The sequence below is a fragment of the Methylomusa anaerophila genome, from assembly GCF_003966895.1.
Taxonomy (GTDB): Bacteria; Bacillota; Negativicutes; order Sporomusales; family Sporomusaceae; genus Methylomusa; species Methylomusa anaerophila.
On record NZ_AP018449.1, the window covers coordinates 1,796,382 to 1,813,610 of the forward strand.

Below are 17,229 nucleotides of genomic sequence, written 5' to 3' on the forward strand. Positions count from 1 at the left end.
AGCACTTATATTTAGATGGGAGATGTTTTATTCTATGAAAATCACCAGTATGAAAACCAAGTTACTTATCATCTTATTACCCTTTTTTATTCTAGCTTTTGGAGCATTAGGCGGGATAAGTTATTATCTTTCCCAAGAGGCTCTGAGCCAAAGCGTTGATAAAACAGTGGAAGCAATCAGTTCAGACTACGCCTCCCGTGTTGCAGGTCAAGTATACAGTGCCAAGGTTCAGTTAGAATCATTCGCAGGTCTTAAACGAATATACGATCCTACTGACAGGCAAGCACTTAGAGACGCTTTATCTGATTGTAGCAAGCGGCTCGACATTTTGGAGAATATAACATATATAGCGCCAGATGGTGAAGCTCTGCGACCAGACAACAGTACCGTCAACCTGGGCGACCGTGAATATTTTAAACAAGTCATTGCAACCCAAAAACCGGCTGTTTCCGATGTTCAGATGAGCAGGACAACCGGAAAAGCAGGAATAAATGTTGCTGTTCCGGTCCTTTATGAGGGGAAATTAACCGGCGTACTGACTGGTTCTATTTCGATAGATAAAATGAACGGGGTGGTCAAGGAAGCAAAATTCCAGGATACCGGGTATGCATTGGTACTGGATTCCAATGGTACGGTCATCGTACATCCCCGTTTCCCCGAAATGCAAGGCAAGCTCAATCTCGCCCAAAAGAAGATCAATTCTGAATTAAAGCTACAGCAATCCGAACTTGACGACCGTCTGGTAAAGCTAGTTCAAGAAGTTGTCGCTTCAGGTAAGACGGTGCGCGGCAAATATCAATTTGTTGACGGCATCGACAGAATCGGGACCATTACCTCTATCAATCTGCCAGGCGGCCAGCGCTGGTTTATGATGGTAACAGCGCCGGAAGCCGAAGCAACCCATGAATTAAGTGCATTAAAACATTCCATGCTCTGGGGCTCATTAGCATGCATCTTGCTGGCTGTTGTATTCATTTTCATTATAAGCAAACGTATTGCGGCCCCTATCACGCTGATTCGAGATGAATGCATCCAGTTGGCGCAGGGCGATCTGCGAGAACGCCCAATCAATGTTTCCGCCTATGGTGAGGATGAGATTGGGCAATTAACCAGAGGTTTCAAAGAAATGCGAACCAGCCTCTATGCACTTGTTGCAAAAGTATTGTCTCAAGCCGAACAATTGGCGGCATCCAGTGAAGAGTTAACCGCAAGCGCTCATCAATCGGCGGATGCGTCCAACCAGATAGCCAGTTCCATCGCTGAAATCGCCAGCGGTTCAGAGCAACAGGCAGCGGCAGCTAGCCAAGTTGTCAAAGTAGCGCAAGAATTGTCGGCAAGAACCGAGCAAATTTCCCTTACCGCGCAAGAGGTGTCTTCTATTGCCAATTCTACAGTACAATCAGCGGAACAAGGACGTCAGTCAGTAGAGCGGACTGAGGAGCAAATGAATGAAATCGGTAAAGAATCGGCTGCACTTGAATCTGCTATTGGTGACTTAAGCAAAGGCTCTAAAGAAATCAGTGAAATTGTCACCTTGATTGCCGCTATTTCCAGCCAAACCAACTTGCTTGCCCTAAACGCTGCCATTGAAGCGGCAAGAGCAGGGGAAGCGGGACGGGGATTTGCGGTTGTGGCTGAAGAAGTCCGTAAGTTAGCGGAAGAATCAAATTTGGCCACACGAAAGATCGATAGCCTTATACAGCAAAATCAGATCAACATGGACCGTGCCGTTGCCGCTTCCCAAACTGGAGCGGAAGGTATCAAATCAGGCATCCTAATGGTTCATAGCTCAGGAGAAACCTTTAAGAATATTGTCGAAGCAATTCTCAAATTATCTGGACAAATCAAAGATATCGCTGGAGCTATAAACCAGATGGCTGAAGGCAATCAGTCTCTATTCACCGCCGTTCGAGAAATTGAGGCCGTTGGCAGGGCATCGGCGGCAGAATCGCAAACAATCTCCGGCGCGACCGAAGAGCAAGCTGCATCCATGCAGGAAATTGCAGCTTCAAGTCAAAACCTGGCGCAAATGGCCACAGACTTAACGCAAGCCGTCAGTAAGTTTAAGATATAGTAGGGCTCTGGATGGAGAGGCAAGCCCGATGCTGTATAACTACTTAAAATGCAATTGCTTTGGTTACGAACCAGACGAATAACCGATTAACAAGTAAGTTTATGTAAAAGGAGTGCCAAAATGGCACTCCTTATTTTTGGAGAGCATATTTTATCCATCCCCGCTATCGCTAGCTTATTCTCAGAAATAATACGCCTGTCCCTTGTTTTACTCTTGTTTTGATAAGCGTCGCCGGTTTAGTTAGTTGAATGCAAACAGCAGCTTGCATGTTAGTGATTTAAAACTTTCATTAGATTAAGAGCTGTTGCAAGATTCAGGCGTGTTTCGTAAGAATCGAGAGAAACATTTAATATCTGTTCAATTCGTTGTTTTCTAAGTTGGATGGTTTTATGGTGGAAATGCATTTGTGCGCCTATTTCTTTAAAGCTCAAGCCCGCTAAGATTTTTTCCAGTGTTTCAATTAAATCAGGGTATTCCATCAATGGCCCGATCATCTGAGTGACAAAGGCTGCCGCCTCATCCGTAAGGGCGAAGGGGGCAAGAACCCGATAAACCCCGCAGTCTTCGTAGTGATATTTTTTTTTGTCCGGCCATACCTGCTTGCCAATTTGTACGGATGTTTCGGCGTTCTTTAAACGATTGGCAAAGTTTGACCAGCCATCAATGTAATTTGCGATTCCAATGTTAACGGGCAGATCTGGCAAATACGTTGAAACATACTTAATGTAATCATCAGCTATGTCCAGTTCTTTGTCTTTGCGGGAAGCGGCAAGGGAGACGGGGCTTATGATACCCACTCCTTTAGTGGTTTCCCAAGCAATAGTATTTTTCTTCCGGTTTACATGATCTACCAAGGCATCAGTAATTTGTTGTTTGCGATATATATTGTCTTCATTCTTAGAAAGTATATCAATATTGTCGAGAGCGAGAAAATAAAGAGAAAAATTTTCGGGAATATATATCTTATTCTGCCAGCCCGAATCTTGAACTTCAGAATAGTTACAGTCGTTTCGAGTGGCAAGCTGGTTAAAAAAATCACGCTGCTTATGGCGTTCATAGGTATGTTGTAAAAGGCTTTCGGCTTTCTTTCGTGCACTAATGTTTCGTGTAACACCGATGAATCCAATGATATCGCCGTCACTATTGCGGGCAACACTTACTGATGATTCCAGCCAGATCATGTTTCGATTCTTACTGAGTTGCTCCCATTCTATAAGGAAAGAGAGCGGGGCGCTATCATTTTCCATAAATACGTCGATCGCCTTTCGAAAGACGTCTTGTAAATATGGTAGCGGCGTTTGAGTTACCGGCTTTTCTTTAAACTCTGCGACAGTAAACCCCAACAGCCTTTCAATTGAAGGACTGATATAGCGGACAATCATTTTATTATCTAAAAACCAAATCACGTCATCAGTATTTTCGGCGATTAGTCTGTATTTTTGTTCGCTTTCCTTAATTATCGCTTGGTTTTTCTCAAGCGCGGCAATGTATTTTTGTTCTTTTTCGGTCGCATCCTTCAAGCGTATAATCATGGAATTAAATGAGCTTGAGAAATCTCCCATGAAATCAACGCGTTGGCTATAGTCGCCCGAGGCAAGCATACCAGTTTGCCATGTCAAATGCCGGAGATTCGATTGTAAAGTTTTTAATAATCCAGACCAATATCCGCGCAAATTTATCTTTTGCGATAAGTCTCCTTCGGATAACGCATAGGAAAATTCACGAAGAGCCAAAAGGTCCTCCGCCAATTGTCTAATCCCCGGGTATTTATCGGAATACTCGGACAGTTTTGCGGGAAAAACCTTATTTTGTGTCAAGTCATTTAATTGTTTGATCAGCTCATCAATTTCGCCTTTTAATTCCGTACTCACTTTAATAACCCTTTCCGAAAGCAGGTTTATTCCTTGCAAATTTTAGCGACAAACCGGCAGGTACGGTCACCGGTACACCAGCAGTCTACTTCCTTTACCGTGAATTTCTTACCGGTAAAGCTTTCTAAGAGGCCGGCAATAAAACCTTCATCATATACGCATATCTGATAGTCCAGCTCAGGTAACCCGGAACAATCCAAATCTTCCGAGATGCTCAGCACGTACTTTCCTTGTTCAAAATCGCTCGTTTCTAGGCGTAAAATACCAATCGCTTTATCCGCAAGAATGGATTGCAAAGATTTGATAAAGTCATTGAAATTTTCAGCTTCGTTCATGGCATTCTGATAAAATTGTTTTCCCGCTAGCATTCCAGATTCATAAAATAACTTGTCTGCCGTCTCTGAGCCATAATTAGTTTCCAGCACATCACGAAAGCAAAACTGCATCAGACGGTAGATCTCCGTTCTAACCATAGGTCCCAGATTAGGCCGGCCTTCTTTAACATCTCCCAATAGATCCCAACTAAACTCGTACTTTCGCTCCATAATATTACTCCTCATAATAATGCAATTTTTGCTAATGTTCGCGATGGGATACTATTTTTCCTGCGATTCTTTAGAAAAAAAGCGGATCTACTATTGTATACTAGAAATAGAATTTATGAGACATTCGTGCCGACAGTGAGTTCTCAATCAATGAAGCATGGAGGAAGTCAATGTACGTAAAAAATCTCTTTTTTCATATTCATTACTGTAATTGCAGACAATCTAATGAATATAGGAAATATCAGCGTAAAATTACCAGAACACTTCAGCACCATGAACTCATTTTTATTAGCGGAGGGAGTGGCAGCATTATAATTGAAGAAAAAAGATATCCAGTTAAAAAAGGTATGCTGTTCTACATATCCCCGGATGTTTTACATTCAATAGAAACAGATATTAAAGAACCTATGTGCTTTTTATCCGTACATTTTAGTTATGCTTACGTAAGCTTTAACGACAGCAAATGGGCTATCAGAAGCGAAGTGAAAATACTTCCATTACAGCCTGCGCAAGAATTAAAGGATTATTATTCTATAGAGGATATATTTAAAAAATTAGTTGATAGTTGGATTATGAAACTTCCGGGATATGAGTTTATCACTAGGACGTCTCTGCAGCAGCTATTAATTGCAATTTATCGAAATAAAAGTAGGCAAAATCAAAATTACTCGACTTCTTTAAAAGTAGAAAAAGTTATTGAATACATGCATCAAAACATAAATCATAAAGTGACCCTGCCTGCATTAGCAGAGAAGGTGCAGTTGTCATCCTTTTACCTGTCAAAGGCTTTTAAAGAAATAACGGGATATTGTGTAATTGAATATTTTAATAAAATAAAGATTGATAAAGCCAAAGAACTTATTGTCGAGGGTGATAAAAAAATAAAAGAAGTGGCACAGGCGCTTGGCTTTACAGATGAATTTTACTTTAGCCGGATATTCAAAAAAATTGAAGGAATAAGTCCTTCGAAATTTTACAGCAAAAATGTCCATGGAGTCTAATATAGTGCATGGTATAGAGCCTATCTGCCGGGTTAAGATATTGTTGTCAATTCTTCATGTACAGAGGAATGAAACTTAGCAGAAGGGGGGCTTGTATCCATGCTGATTTGGGAAAGAAATTTGCTTGTTTGTTGGTTTGGGATGTTTGTAACAGGCGTGGGAATGAGCCAGATCGCACCAGTGTTGCCGCTTTATATAGATCGTCTCGGGATACACGACACAGCGCTAATTGAGCAATTTTCAGGAATTGCTTTTGGCATTACCTTTATCATATCCGCTGTTTTTTCACCAATCTGGGGCCAGGCTGCTGACCGGTTTGGACGAAAACCAATGCTCCTGCGGGCGAGCCTTGGCATGGCAGTCGTTATATTCAGTATGGGGTTCGCCCAAAATGTATATCAATTGATCGGACTGAGGTTGCTGCAGGGGGTGATAACGGGGTATAGCACAGCCTGTACTACTTTGATTGCCACCCAGACAGATATGGAACATGCGGGATGGGCTTTAGGTACACTTTCGACGGCAAATGTTGCAGGTTCGCTGCTTGGACCCGTGATTGGCGGGTATGTGGGAGAGAACCTGGGGCTGCAAAATGTATTTTTTCTAACGGGTGCACTGATGCTGATTGCCTTTATTACCACCGTTTGTTTTGTAAAGGAAGTTTTTATCCGCCAAGACAAAAAGGAGATTAGTGCTAAGGAAGTATGGAATGCTATTCCCAATAAAAGTTTAATCACTATCCTGTTTGCGACCTCTTTTGTATTAACTTTGGCGTTATATTCCGTAGAACCAATCATCACAGTGTATGTAACCCAATTATCCAGCACTACCAATCATGTTGCTCTAATAGCTGGGATGGCCTTTTCCGCTTCAGGTCTGGCCAATATACTTGCTGCTCCAGGATTAGGCAGCCTTTCTGATAAGATTGGAGCACAGAAAGTTATGTTAATCGCCCTCGCAGTGGCCGGCCTTACTTTCATACCGCAGGGCTTTGTGAAAGATCCTTGGCAGTTAATGATGCTTCGCTTTCTATTAGGCCTAGCGATGGCAGGACTGAATCCTTCTGTGAATACTTTGATTAAGAAAATTACACCGGCTTCTCTCACTGGGAGGGTTTTTGGTTTTAACATATCGGCACAGTACTTAGGTGTATTTGGCGGTTCTGTTTTAGGTGGGCAAGTGGCAGCCTACTGGGGTATCAGATATGTATTTTTCATTACAAGTACATTATTGCTGATCAATGCAGTGTGGGTTTATTTTAAAGTGTATAAAAAAACTTAGAAAATAAAATTAGCAATCTGGTAATATGTCAAGCTCATAAAAAATAAATATCGTAAGCAATGCGCCAAAAAAGGGTAAATCTAATAAGCTCTTTCCTCAAGAAGGAGAAAAAAGTTAAAAAATGGAAGTCGTTAAATTTGGCTTACTCTACTTTTAGAGTAAAGCTGATGGTTGGCCAGCAATCCAAAAATCAGCCGGATAAATTTACGAGCAGTAAGTGCGAGTGCGCGTTTATGCTGATGAGTTTTAACTTCATCGTATTTCTTGTGGTAAAAAGCTGCGTATTCCGGTATATGGTTCTTAACATGACTGGCAGCTTCAATTAGATAGTATCTTAAGTAGGAATTGCCAGCTTTTGAAAGAACGGTGTCGTCAGCCCTAAAATTGCCGGATTGATTTTCACGCCAAACAAGACCGGCATATTTAGCAAGAGCACTGTGAGAGTTAAAGGCGTCGATGGAGCCAATCTCAGCAATGATGCCGGCAGCGTAAACCGGGCCGATGCCAGGAATGGACAAGAGAGAGTGATAAGCATTTGGGTCAAGCCCCTTGAGGTTTTTTTCAATTGCCTTATTAATGGCCTTTATTTCGGACTCATAAGCGGAAATAAGGTTGAAAGATGAGGCGATAGAGAGGGTTAAAGGTTCATATAGGCATTTATCCAATCGGTAAGAATTGCGAGCTGCCTGCTGAAGTAAAGAGGCTGTATGGCCAGGATTTACAAACCGGTTTTTACCTTTTTGGCCAATATGATCAATCAGTGCTTGCAGCGGCATATTGGCAATGTCCTCGGTAGAGAGGAAGTCGGTTAAAACCGAAGAGGCCGTAGCACCGTAATGGTCGGAAAACGGCTGCTGATCTTCGTGGAGCATAGAAAGTTCACTGAATTTAAGAAATATATTCGAGAGCATATAGGTTTTCTCGCGAGTAAGCGAAGCGGCGATATGTAAACGATGGCGGGTCAGGCGTTGCAGAGCAAGAAACTGGCTGCCGCGCCAAGGCGCAGTAGTAATTCGGCCGACTCTGGCAAAATCAGCGATTACAAAAGCGTCAACAGCATCGTTTTTCCCTAAGTCGATGTACGATTTTTTGTAATTGGCAATCATCTTGGGGTTCAAACAATAAACGTGAGTATGAAATGGCATTAACAGCTCACAGGAAGACAAATAATTGGCGATATGAATTCCGTAGAAAGATGTGGACTCCAAAGCAAGCATCAGCTTGTTGATGTCACGGTTTCCATAAAGGAAGGCATGAAGTTTTTCGGCCATTTCAATGGCTCCCGGGTGATTGTTCGGTACAGAAAACCGCAGAAGTTTCTGTGCTTCGTAATCAATAGCACAGACGACATTTTCTCGGGAACTTACGTCAATCCCCACAAATAAAGTAGAAAGAAGATCCGCCTTCTTCATAAAACTTCACCTCCTTTTTGGCAAAAAATAGGGAAGATAGAAAGGAATACCCTGATCTTACTCACTGACCGCACCCTCGCATAATCAGCATTCATCTGTGAAAGCAGCTTGCTGGAAAGCTTTCGCCCAGAGACGCAACATCTGTGTTAGCGGTATTGGATGAATAAGGCAGGCGTCACGCTTTATAAGCAATAACCAAAAGGTTTTGCAGGAGAGATCAGACGTTACCTTTGCTAAATTCTCTTACGAATATTTTAGCATCAGGGGATTCAAATCCGGGTAGTAAAAAATAAAATAAGCTTTGTAAACAATGGCGGATTATTGCCTACAAAACTTATTATACGAGGAGAGATGAAAATGGAAGATTTAAAATCAGCAGCAACCGAACTGCTGAAAGCAGACAAAACAGCACTAGTAGTTATTGACTTGCAAAAAGGGATTGTAAACAGGGAGCTTTCACCGTATACGGGGGCGCAGGTGCTTCAGAATACAGCCAGGCTCGTCGATGCGTTTACAGCAAAGGGCGCTTTTGTAGTTCTGGTAAGAGTTTCGTCCGTTGACGGAAAAGACATGTTTAAGCCACGGGTGGATCTGAAAGCCAATCCGGTGCAGTTCCAAGAAGGATGGGATAATCTTGTACCTGAACTGGCGAATATTAGAAATGTGCATGTAATTACCAAGCGGCAATGGGGAGCGTTCTATGGTACCGATCTTGACTTACAGTTGCGTCGTCGCGGGATTGATACTATTGTATTATGCGGTATTTCCACTGGGATTGGCGTAGATACTACTGCAAGAGAAGCTTATCAACATGCTTACAATCAAATTTTTGTGGAAAATGCTATGACAGCTTCAACAAAAGAAGAGCACGACTATGTTTGTAAATATATCTTTCCAAGAATAGGTCAGATCCGGACAAGTGAGGAAATAGCGCTTTCATTAAGATAATTTAGTGGTAAGCAACCTCTGTTAAAACATTGACGAGTGCGGCATCCCCCGTTCAATAGACATGGCAAGGATACTGGCGGTTAATCCGGGTAGGTTCCCACCCAGAAACTCTCTTTCGAACCGGCTTTGCCCCGGAACATGCCGGTGGTGTTGAACGGCATGGCAATATTGCCGTCCCTGTCGACGGCAACCAGTCCGCCGCTGCCTGGGGGCAGGCTGGTGTAGATCAGGTTATCCGCCGCCTGCTTAAGGGTTAGTCCGGCATATACCATCTGGGCATGAATGTCAAATGCCGCGGCCCGGCGGATGAATTCCTCGCCATGGCCGGTGCAGGAAACGGCGCAGGTGCGGTTGTTGGCGTACGTACCGGCGCCGATGACCGGAGAATCGCCCACCCGGCCGAAATGTTTGTTGGTTATGCCGCCGGTAGAAGTGGCTGCCGCCAGGTTTCCCGCCATATCCAGCGCAACGGCGCCGACGGTCCCCAGCTTTTCCTGGCGGCTGCCGCCGTGGTCAAGCAGTATGCTGCCTGCCGCCAGCGCCTTCTGCCATTGCTGGTAACGCAGATCGGTGGAAAAATAATTGTTGTTGACCCGTTCCACGCCCATGGCGTCGGCGAATTCCTCCGCACCGCCGCCGGCCATGAATACATGGGGCGACCGCTCCATAACCAGACGGGCGAGATGAACGGGGCTCTTTACCGTGCGCAGGCCCGCCACCGCACCGCAGGCCAGGTTGGTGCCGCTCATAATGGCCGCATCCAGTTCGTGAAAGCCGGCGTGGTTGAATACCGAGCCTTTGCCGCAGTTGAACAGAGAATCTTCCTCCAGGGTTTGTACTGCGGCTTCCACCGCATCCAGAGCGGCGCCGCCTGCCGCCAAAATATCGAGAGCCGTCTGCAGGGCCGCGGCAAGGCCCTCATGGTACTTAGCCAGACGGTCGGGGGTAAGTTCGCTCATTTGGTCCGCTCCGCCGTGAATAGCGACGGCGAAGGGCCGGGGTGAGACAGAGTGCATGGCCGATGCTCCTTCTAATGTAGTTTATTGGTGCTCATATAAAGTTTGGCATAACTTATCGACTTCCTTCTTAGAATCTATTACAGACAGGCAAAAATGTTTTGGTCGATCGCTAAAATCATTTATGTTATGTACCTTATAGTATGCCATTGCCGGCCAACTGATCATGCTTTTTTATTTTTCCAAGGGAATTTATTTGACATTGGTAGGCTATTTAAGCTAATGACCCAAAAATTAGTGATTTCCGTAAGGGAAAATTATTCTAAATTCAATTTGGAAATGGGACTACTTATTTATTAGCAAGCGTATAGAGTTGCGTATTGATTAGATAAAGGATGAAAGTATATATATGATTGAAAGCGTAAGCCATATTACGTTTGTTGTGAAAAATTTAGACCGGACTACTCAATTATTTAAAGAATTATTTAATGCTAAAGAAGTTTATTACAGTGGTGAAAAGAAACATTCTTTGTTTAAGGAACGTTTTTTTATTATCGGTAATCAGTGGATAGCTGTTATGGAAGATACAAATATACTTAACAGGACTTATCATCATGTGGCATTTAAAATATCAGATTCTGAGGTAGATAAGTATTTGAATAAAATTAAAGCTCTAAATTTAGAATTAAAGCCTCCAAGGGAAAGAGTAACTGGAGAGGGATATTCCATATATTTTTATGACTATGATAATAATTTATTTGAGCTTCATACGGAAACATTAGAAAAAAGATTAGCTTCATATACAGAGATAGATGATATGTAAATGGTTATAGAAAAGAAGAATACGACAAAAAGCTACAGGAAAACATTACCGATCTGCTGGCAAGAATGAAACGGCAGGCGTACAAGCCGCAACCGGTAAAGCGAGTGTACATCCCCAAAACGGATAACAAGACAAGACCGCTAAGAATACCCGCCTTGCGACAACGTCCCCGCGACAACGTAATCGGAAAGCCAACAATGTGTATTTGGGGAGGATTCAGTATAATTAATAAAAGAGATTATTGCTAATATATTGTATGAATTTGGCAGGAGCTTCTTGCGATTTGCAGAATAACAAGAGTAATTGGTAGGTAAAAAAAGATAAACCCGTGAAAAACAACTTTAGAAAATTTTTATTTATGACTGACTTAACAAAAGTAAGAGGTCATATTTCTGAAAATGGAAATATGGCCTCTTTTTGTGAATATTTTGCAAAATCGGTCATTTAGCACAATTACAGGATATGTGAATAAATGCGGATTTAAAGTTGTAAAAATTAATAATCCTAAAGATGAGTATAACGAAAGTTATATTTTGGAAAAGGAGATGAATGTGGTCGGGGACACATCGGCCAAGCAGAAGCATTTTTTATGGACTTAAGAACTGCCAACGGTTGGGAATCAAACCAAAAAGGTGGTTATTCAATGAATATCGATTTTTATAATATTGGCGCAGTTAAAGATGAAGATATAAATTTCGTTGTAATAGTATCACGATATCATGATAAATGGATAATGGCCAGACATAAGGAGCGTACTACTTGGGAAATTCCGGGCGGTCATAGAGAACCGTTGGAGGATATAGACCTAGCTGCTCATCGCGAGTTATTTGAGGAAACCGGGGCAAAGGAATTTGCCCTGTTCCCGGTCTGTATATATTCTGTTTCCAATGAGGAAACCATATCCTTCGGAAAACTTTATTATGCTGAAGTAACTTCAATCGGTCCACTGCCAAATTCTGAGATTGAGGAAATTCATTTGGTAAGTGAATTTCCTGAAACAAACCTTACATACCCATTAATCATGCCCTTTTTATATAAAAAAGTATTGGAATATTTATCAATAATAGAAGAGATATAGATGTTGGGGCATTTACTAATATGAAAGCTTCTTATTGCCAATTGATCGGAATATCTCACAGCAACCAGACGCACCACTAGCAATAATGTTTTAGCGATAAAACCTTGGGACAGAAAGGCCATTTTAGCAATGGTGAATTCGTCCCGAAGTAAAAGCGCACCATGGAGGATCACCAATATGAAAATTACTGATTACTCCAAAATAGCAATTAAATATGATAAATTAAGCCTTTGCGACTTAGTTGGCGGATTTAGGAGGGGCGGTATGGACCGCATGACAGCAATAGAGAGTGTGGCGTTAGGTGTTTTGAATAAGTGGTTTTTCTTCTGTGCAACACATTTTGATATCCCGGGATTTCAGATCTGCATCAGGCGAAAAGGAAGGATTATCTTTAGCCAAGCGTATGGTTTTGCCAATTTGAGGGACAACAGGCCTTACACAACAGATTCCCTCGGACATCTGGCATCTCACAGCAAAATGCTGGCAGCCTGCGTGACGCTTCAATTGCAGCAAGATGGCGTTCTTAACATTCTTGATCCCCTTACCCGCTATCTTCCTTGGTTATTGCAGCACAACGATAAACAATTCAGGGAAATCACAGTCAGGGACCTGTTAACTCACCGGTCAGGATTATTCAGAGATGGGGCCGACGGGTACCATTGGGCACTTGAAAGACCATTTCCCAATGAGAAAGAACTTATCGAGGAGGTTTTACAAACCGCGCTTGTATATCCCCCCAACACCGTGACAAAATACTCCAACATTGGTTTTGCGCTTCTCGGGCTCGTTCTGCAAGTGGCATCAGGTTTAAGCTACAAGGAATTGGTTCGTAAAATGACGCTTGGCAAGCTTCAGCAGCAATCACTGTTTGCGGATTACATCGCTGACAATCCCGGGGATTTTGCCGATGGACATTCAAAAAAGCTCTACGCGGGCCAGCGGAAAATTTTTAGACACGTTCCTGCGAATAGGGGATGATTTTGTCCAACTTGATCGCCGAAAAGACGGTGCCTACGAAAGTCAAAAGATGTCGGGCTTTAGCAGTGTCGGTGAACCTGTGCGCTTTACAATTGACCGCGACCAGGTTATTAGCGTGAAGTTCGGCAGCCTAACCATCTTTCCGGAGAAGGTTTTTCTGGAAAAATCAAAAACGGCATTTATATAAATAGTACGAGGAGGATTTATATGACAGCAGAGCAGTATAAATTTGATACACTCAAAGTACGGGGCGGGTATGATCCGGTCCAGCATAATTTAGCCGTTTCGGTCCCCATTTATCAGACGGCTTCCTATGAACTTGGCGATACCGAGCGCGTTGGCCGGCTGTTTACATTTGCGGAATTTGGTTATCTTTATACCCGAATTGGTAACCCGACGGTGGCAGTGCTGGAAGAACGGCTGACTGTTTTAGACGGCGGTGCAGCAGCTGTGGCTGTCGGGTCGGGTATGGCAGCCGTCACGTATACTCTTTTGAATCTGACGGAGGGCGGCGGCCGGGTTTTGACAACGCCTTATTTATATGGTGGAACCGTTGACAGTTTTAAAAAAATTTATCCGAAGTTTGGCATTGCTATTGACCAGGTTACAGCGCCGGATGATATTGATGCGTACCGCCGGGCTATCAAACCGGATACCAAAGCCATTTATGTAGAAAGCATCAGCAATCCCAATGCCGTGGTTGCCGACATTGAAGCGCTGGCCCAAATTGCCCATGAGCACGACATTCCGTTGGTTGTCGACAATACTGTCGCCACTCCCTATCTCCTCAATCCGATAAAATACGGGGCTGATATTGTGGTATATTCAGCGACAAAGGCGTTGAGCGGTCATGGCAATGTCATTGCCGGTGTCATTGTGGAAGCCGGCAAGTTCAATTGGGCTAATGGCAAGTTTCCGCACTTTTTAGAACCCTATCATACCCTGAGAACCAAGGAGGGACAGCCGAGAAACTTTCTCGAAGTATTCCCGGGCTTCCCATTCTCGTTTCGTATCCGTTTAAACTATTTGGCCTATTTTGGCGCAGCACTCAGTCCCTTTGATGCCTATTTGGTTTTGCTGGGGCTGGAGACACTTTCCGAACGGGTGAATAAACAGGTGGCTAGCACGGAGGCCGTGGTTCGTTATCTCGAAAAGCATCGCGGTGTTGCCTGGATCAAGCATCCGCATGCTCAAACCAGTCCCTATCGGATATTAGCGGAGAAGTACCTGCCGAAAGGCGCCGGCTCATTGCTTACTTTTGGTTTCAAAGGAAGCGAACAACAGTCAGCCAAGTTTATTGATGCACTAAAATTATTTAGTTATCAGGCTAATATTGGTGACGCCAGGTCGCTGGTTATCAATTCTCCCAAAACCACGCATGGCGAACTGACTCCCGCTGAACAGGCCGCTGCCGATATTAGTTCAGATACCATTCGATTATCCATTGGCTTGGAAGATCCGGGTGATTTAATTGCTGATTTGGAGCAGGCGTTTGTTAAAGCATTGGCGTGATACATTGAAGGGCGGTTGCGGCGGGAGTTTTTCAGCCGGGGCGTGTTCCATGACGCTCTGGCCATGGGATTTTCATCGAGGCTGGCAAGGATACTGACGGTTAATCCGGATAGGTTCCCACCCAGAAACTCTCTTTCGAACCGGCTTTGCCCCGGAACATGCCGGTGGTGTTGAAAGGCATGGCAATATTGCCGTCCCTGTCGACGGCAACCAGTCCGCCGCTGCCTGGGGGCAGGCTGGTGTAGATCAGGTTTCCGTCGCCTGCTTAAGGGTTAGTCCGGCATACACCATCTGGGCATGAATGTCAAATGCCGCGGCCCGGCGTTGGTGCCGCTCATAATGGCCGCATCCAGTAGACAAAAATGTTTTGGTCGATCGCTAAAATCATTATGTTATGTACCTTATAGTATGCCGTTGCCGGCCAACTGATCATGCTTATAACTGGAATTATATATTACGTCTACTTTCTTGCAAGTATAATTATAAAATGGCTTGCTCCATCCAAATTGTTCTTCGCTCCCCAAGATATCGGATAATAAAACGAGATGATATTTCCCATAGCGTGGATTGAATCCTTCTGTAGAATGATGATCTATAGAAAGGGCGTGGGGATATTGACGAGGTGGAAAATGTACAGCAAAGTTCATCAACTGAAGGAACGTAGCCTAAAAAAAGTCGCAAGCGGCGCGAAGACTCAAAGTGCCATGGGGACAGTTCTGATATGTCGCCAGAACTGTCCCCTAGACAACATGTAGGAAGGGTGATTCTATGGAATTGCGAAAAGCAAATATCGCTGATACTCAAAGACTCGTAGCACTGAGAAAACAACAACTCCTGGATGAAGGGATAACGCCTGTTCACAATATTGATTTAGAACTGAAAAACTATTTTTTAACAAATTTATCGAACAATACATTTATATCATGGGTTGCAATTGAAAATAACAATATCATTGCCACAAGTGGGATTTGCTTTTATCAATTGCCTCCATCCTATACAAATCCCTCAGGACGTATTGCGTATGTAACAAATATGTTTACAGTGAAAAACTATCGCAGGCAAGGCATTGCTTCCCAATTGCTGAAAAAGGTTATTGAGGAAGCGAAAAATTTAAATTATAATAGCGTGCGTCTTCATGCATCTTCTGATGGGAAAAATTTATATACAAAAATTGGATTTGTTGATTTATATGGGTATATGACACTCAAGCTATGAAGTGCCATGGGGATAATTCTGGCGACATGAAGTATAAACATTGGATTATGTCCCGAGAACTGTCCCATAGACAGCAGGTCGCCGATATATTGCTAGATAGCGAAAATAATGGAGTCTATCATCAAACCGGTCTAAAGATTCCGAAACAAGTTCCCCGTCCCTGCGTTTTTCAAGATAGCTAAGATAGCATTGACTGATAATTAGTATTTGCGTATAATGTAGTTGTCAAGACAACTAAGCGGAGATGTAGATGAAATTTAAATTAGATGATTCATTGGGGTTTATTCTAAATAGGACAAGTACAAAGCTTAAAAATGAATTGTTCAAATGCTTCAAAGAATATAACGTTACGCCAGAGCAGTGGGCTATACTTAACCGTTTATGGGAACAAGATGGTGTTACTCCGAAAGAGTTATCGGAAAGTACCTTTAAAGACAAACCAAATACTAATCGCATCCTTGAAAAATTGCAAATGAAAGAGTTGATTGTCCGAAAGCCTCATCCGGTAGATAAAAGAGCTTATCAAATCTTCTTGACTGATCGCGGCTGGGCGTTAAGAGAACGGTTAATTCCTAAAGCCATGCAATTACTAGAGGAAGCAACAGTAGGAATAGAAAAGCATAAAGTCGTAGAAATGAAAACATTGTTAAATCAAATATATGATAATCTTAAGTAGTTTTTTATCATTTTAGTTGCCGTGACAACTAAAATGATAATGATATGAAGCACAAAATGAAAGTGAGGTCAACAATATGGAAAGTCGCTTGGTGAAAGAATTGAAGCTGCGTTATGAACCAGTAGCTGTTTTGCTTAGCAATGAAAAACCTGAAGGGGCACTTCAGAGTAAAGAAGGGCATTGGAGCTGTACAATTCCGCTATTTATTGCGGCGGCCAAAGGAAAAACATCCGTTTTTGAGCGAAAAACGACAGGATGTCCTGGTGGTATAGTCGGATTAGGCTTTGGTCAATTTCCTAATTATCCAGGTGGGATTGAATACTTTTTGACAGTTGGTAAAAGCGGTCAATTTGAAGGGGAAGGGTATAAAAAAAATCCAGAGCTGGGAGCAGAATTTGTAGAGTGCTTACCAATAACCAATATTCCCTATCATTATGTTATCTTTAAACCTTTCTCCCAAGTTGATAGTGCTAAGGAAAAACCTGAGTTAATTGTGTTTTATGTTAATATTGATCAGTTATCAGCACTTACAGTACTTGCAAACTACTTTAGACCAGGGAATGAAAATGTTATGATCCCTTTTGGCTCCGGATGTCAGTCTATTTTTCTTATCCCCTACGCCGAGGCGCAGAAGGAAAATCCGAGAGCAGTAGTGGGTTTGACAGATATTACGGTGCGTCCCATGGTCGAAGCGGACATGCTATCATTTTCTGTTCCGTACAAAATGTTTTTGGATATGGAAGAAAACATAGAGGGAAGTTTTTTGGAGAAACACTTGTGGCCCAGAGTAGCGGCGAGAATAGAAAAAGGAAGTAAAGTATCGGTTTAATAGATAGAAATTAAAAAGGAGGAAACGCCA

16 protein-coding genes are annotated in these 17,229 nt (G+C 42.9%); 12 read left to right on the plus strand and 4 right to left on the minus strand.

Annotated elements, in window-relative coordinates:
- Positions 1-34: 34 nt before the first annotated feature.
- The gene (locus MAMMFC1_RS07800; RefSeq protein WP_126307931.1) at positions 35-2,074 is read left to right on the plus strand and encodes a methyl-accepting chemotaxis protein; all 2,040 of its coding nucleotides are present in this window, start codon (positions 35-37) and stop codon (positions 2,072-2,074) included.
- Positions 2,075-2,343: 269 nt separating this feature from the next.
- On the opposite strand, the gene MAMMFC1_RS07805 is transcribed toward MAMMFC1_RS07800, so the two are convergent.
- Positions 2,344-3,945: a PAS domain S-box protein gene (locus MAMMFC1_RS07805; protein WP_126307934.1), complete on the minus strand. Its 1,602-nt coding sequence runs from the start codon at positions 3,943-3,945 to the stop codon at positions 2,344-2,346.
- Positions 3,946-3,971: 26 nt separating this feature from the next.
- On the minus strand, positions 3,972-4,490 hold the full coding sequence (locus MAMMFC1_RS07810; RefSeq protein WP_126307936.1) for a V4R domain-containing protein: 519 nt from the start codon (positions 4,488-4,490) through the stop codon (positions 3,972-3,974).
- Between the two features lie 170 nt (positions 4,491-4,660).
- Here MAMMFC1_RS07810 and MAMMFC1_RS07815 point away from each other — a divergent pair, with 170 nt between their 5' ends.
- Positions 4,661-5,491, plus strand: a complete 831-nt coding sequence (locus MAMMFC1_RS07815; RefSeq protein ID WP_126307938.1) for an AraC family transcriptional regulator — start codon at positions 4,661-4,663, stop codon at positions 5,489-5,491.
- A 99-nt stretch (positions 5,492-5,590) separates the two neighbouring features.
- The gene (locus MAMMFC1_RS07820) at positions 5,591-6,772 is read left to right on the plus strand and encodes a multidrug efflux MFS transporter (protein ID WP_126307939.1); all 1,182 of its coding nucleotides are present in this window, start codon (positions 5,591-5,593) and stop codon (positions 6,770-6,772) included.
- Between the two features lie 131 nt (positions 6,773-6,903).
- Here MAMMFC1_RS07820 and MAMMFC1_RS07825 read toward each other — a convergent pair whose 3' ends face one another.
- Positions 6,904-8,184: an IS110 family RNA-guided transposase gene (locus tag MAMMFC1_RS07825; RefSeq protein ID WP_126307941.1), complete on the minus strand. Its 1,281-nt coding sequence runs from the start codon at positions 8,182-8,184 to the stop codon at positions 6,904-6,906.
- Between the two features lie 357 nt (positions 8,185-8,541).
- Here MAMMFC1_RS07825 and MAMMFC1_RS07830 point away from each other — a divergent pair, with 357 nt between their 5' ends.
- The gene (locus tag MAMMFC1_RS07830; protein ID WP_126307943.1) at positions 8,542-9,132 is read left to right on the plus strand and encodes an isochorismatase family protein; all 591 of its coding nucleotides are present in this window, start codon (positions 8,542-8,544) and stop codon (positions 9,130-9,132) included.
- Between the two features lie 80 nt (positions 9,133-9,212).
- Here MAMMFC1_RS07830 and MAMMFC1_RS07835 read toward each other — a convergent pair whose 3' ends face one another.
- Positions 9,213-10,148 (minus strand): isoaspartyl peptidase/L-asparaginase family protein, encoded by a 936-nt coding sequence (locus tag MAMMFC1_RS07835; RefSeq protein WP_126307945.1) that lies wholly within the window; start codon positions 10,146-10,148, stop codon positions 9,213-9,215.
- A 349-nt stretch (positions 10,149-10,497) separates the two neighbouring features.
- Between MAMMFC1_RS07835 and fosX the strand changes: the two genes are divergently transcribed.
- From fosX to MAMMFC1_RS07880, 8 genes are all read left to right on the plus strand, one after another.
- Positions 10,498-10,911 carry a FosX/FosE/FosI family fosfomycin resistance hydrolase gene (gene fosX / locus MAMMFC1_RS07840; protein WP_126307947.1) on the plus strand — a complete coding sequence of 138 codons (414 nt, stop codon included), beginning with the start codon at positions 10,498-10,500 and terminating at the stop codon, positions 10,909-10,911.
- A gap of 589 nt (positions 10,912-11,500) precedes the next feature.
- Positions 11,501-11,989, plus strand: a complete 489-nt coding sequence (locus tag MAMMFC1_RS07850; RefSeq protein ID WP_197723945.1) for an NUDIX hydrolase — start codon at positions 11,501-11,503, stop codon at positions 11,987-11,989.
- A 177-nt stretch (positions 11,990-12,166) separates the two neighbouring features.
- Positions 12,167-12,967, plus strand: a complete 801-nt coding sequence (locus tag MAMMFC1_RS07855; RefSeq protein WP_158618686.1) for a serine hydrolase domain-containing protein — start codon at positions 12,167-12,169, stop codon at positions 12,965-12,967.
- Positions 12,968-13,016: 49 nt separating this feature from the next.
- Positions 13,017-13,154: a hypothetical protein gene (locus tag MAMMFC1_RS21415; protein ID WP_158618687.1), complete on the plus strand. Its 138-nt coding sequence runs from the start codon at positions 13,017-13,019 to the stop codon at positions 13,152-13,154.
- A 20-nt stretch (positions 13,155-13,174) separates the two neighbouring features.
- Entirely contained in the window at positions 13,175-14,479 is a 1,305-nt protein-coding gene (locus tag MAMMFC1_RS07860; protein WP_126307959.1) for an O-acetylhomoserine aminocarboxypropyltransferase/cysteine synthase family protein, read from the plus strand.
- A 768-nt stretch (positions 14,480-15,247) separates the two neighbouring features.
- Positions 15,248-15,694, plus strand: coding sequence for a GNAT family N-acetyltransferase (locus MAMMFC1_RS07870; RefSeq protein WP_126307961.1), 447 nt, complete (start codon positions 15,248-15,250; stop codon positions 15,692-15,694).
- A gap of 250 nt (positions 15,695-15,944) precedes the next feature.
- A complete protein-coding gene (locus MAMMFC1_RS07875; protein ID WP_126307964.1) occupies positions 15,945-16,370 on the plus strand; it encodes a MarR family winged helix-turn-helix transcriptional regulator in 426 nt (141 codons plus the stop codon).
- 76 nt (positions 16,371-16,446) lie between these two features.
- Positions 16,447-17,199, plus strand: a complete 753-nt coding sequence (locus tag MAMMFC1_RS07880) for a DUF169 domain-containing protein (RefSeq protein WP_126307967.1) — start codon at positions 16,447-16,449, stop codon at positions 17,197-17,199.
- Positions 17,200-17,229: the final 30 nt, after the last annotated feature.

What these genes read in the sequence shown, in the direction of transcription:
- MAMMFC1_RS07875 (WP_126307964.1), top strand. Translation starts at nt 15,945, where the DNA reads ATGAAATTTAAATTAGATGATTCATTGGGGTTTATTCTAAATAGGACA.
- MAMMFC1_RS07860 (WP_126307959.1), top strand. Translation starts at nt 13,175, where the DNA reads ATGACAGCAGAGCAGTATAAATTTGATACACTCAAAGTACGGGGCGGG.
- MAMMFC1_RS07800 (WP_126307931.1), top strand. Translation starts at nt 35, where the DNA reads ATGAAAATCACCAGTATGAAAACCAAGTTACTTATCATCTTATTACCC.
- MAMMFC1_RS07835 (WP_126307945.1), bottom strand. Translation starts at nt 10,148, where the DNA reads ATGCACTCTGTCTCACCCCGGCCCTTCGCCGTCGCTATTCACGGCGGA.
- MAMMFC1_RS21415 (WP_158618687.1), top strand. Translation starts at nt 13,017, where the DNA reads ATGTCGGGCTTTAGCAGTGTCGGTGAACCTGTGCGCTTTACAATTGAC.
- fosX (WP_126307947.1), top strand. Translation starts at nt 10,498, where the DNA reads ATGATTGAAAGCGTAAGCCATATTACGTTTGTTGTGAAAAATTTAGAC.
- MAMMFC1_RS07810 (WP_126307936.1), bottom strand. Translation starts at nt 4,490, where the DNA reads ATGGAGCGAAAGTACGAGTTTAGTTGGGATCTATTGGGAGATGTTAAA.
- MAMMFC1_RS07870 (WP_126307961.1), top strand. Translation starts at nt 15,248, where the DNA reads ATGGAATTGCGAAAAGCAAATATCGCTGATACTCAAAGACTCGTAGCA.
- MAMMFC1_RS07880 (WP_126307967.1), top strand. Translation starts at nt 16,447, where the DNA reads ATGGAAAGTCGCTTGGTGAAAGAATTGAAGCTGCGTTATGAACCAGTA.
- MAMMFC1_RS07815 (WP_126307938.1), top strand. Translation starts at nt 4,661, where the DNA reads ATGTACGTAAAAAATCTCTTTTTTCATATTCATTACTGTAATTGCAGA.
- MAMMFC1_RS07825 (WP_126307941.1), bottom strand. Translation starts at nt 8,184, where the DNA reads ATGAAGAAGGCGGATCTTCTTTCTACTTTATTTGTGGGGATTGACGTA.
- MAMMFC1_RS07850 (WP_197723945.1), top strand. Translation starts at nt 11,501, where the DNA reads ATGGACTTAAGAACTGCCAACGGTTGGGAATCAAACCAAAAAGGTGGT.
- MAMMFC1_RS07830 (WP_126307943.1), top strand. Translation starts at nt 8,542, where the DNA reads ATGGAAGATTTAAAATCAGCAGCAACCGAACTGCTGAAAGCAGACAAA.
- MAMMFC1_RS07855 (WP_158618686.1), top strand. Translation starts at nt 12,167, where the DNA reads ATGAAAATTACTGATTACTCCAAAATAGCAATTAAATATGATAAATTA.
- MAMMFC1_RS07820 (WP_126307939.1), top strand. Translation starts at nt 5,591, where the DNA reads ATGCTGATTTGGGAAAGAAATTTGCTTGTTTGTTGGTTTGGGATGTTT.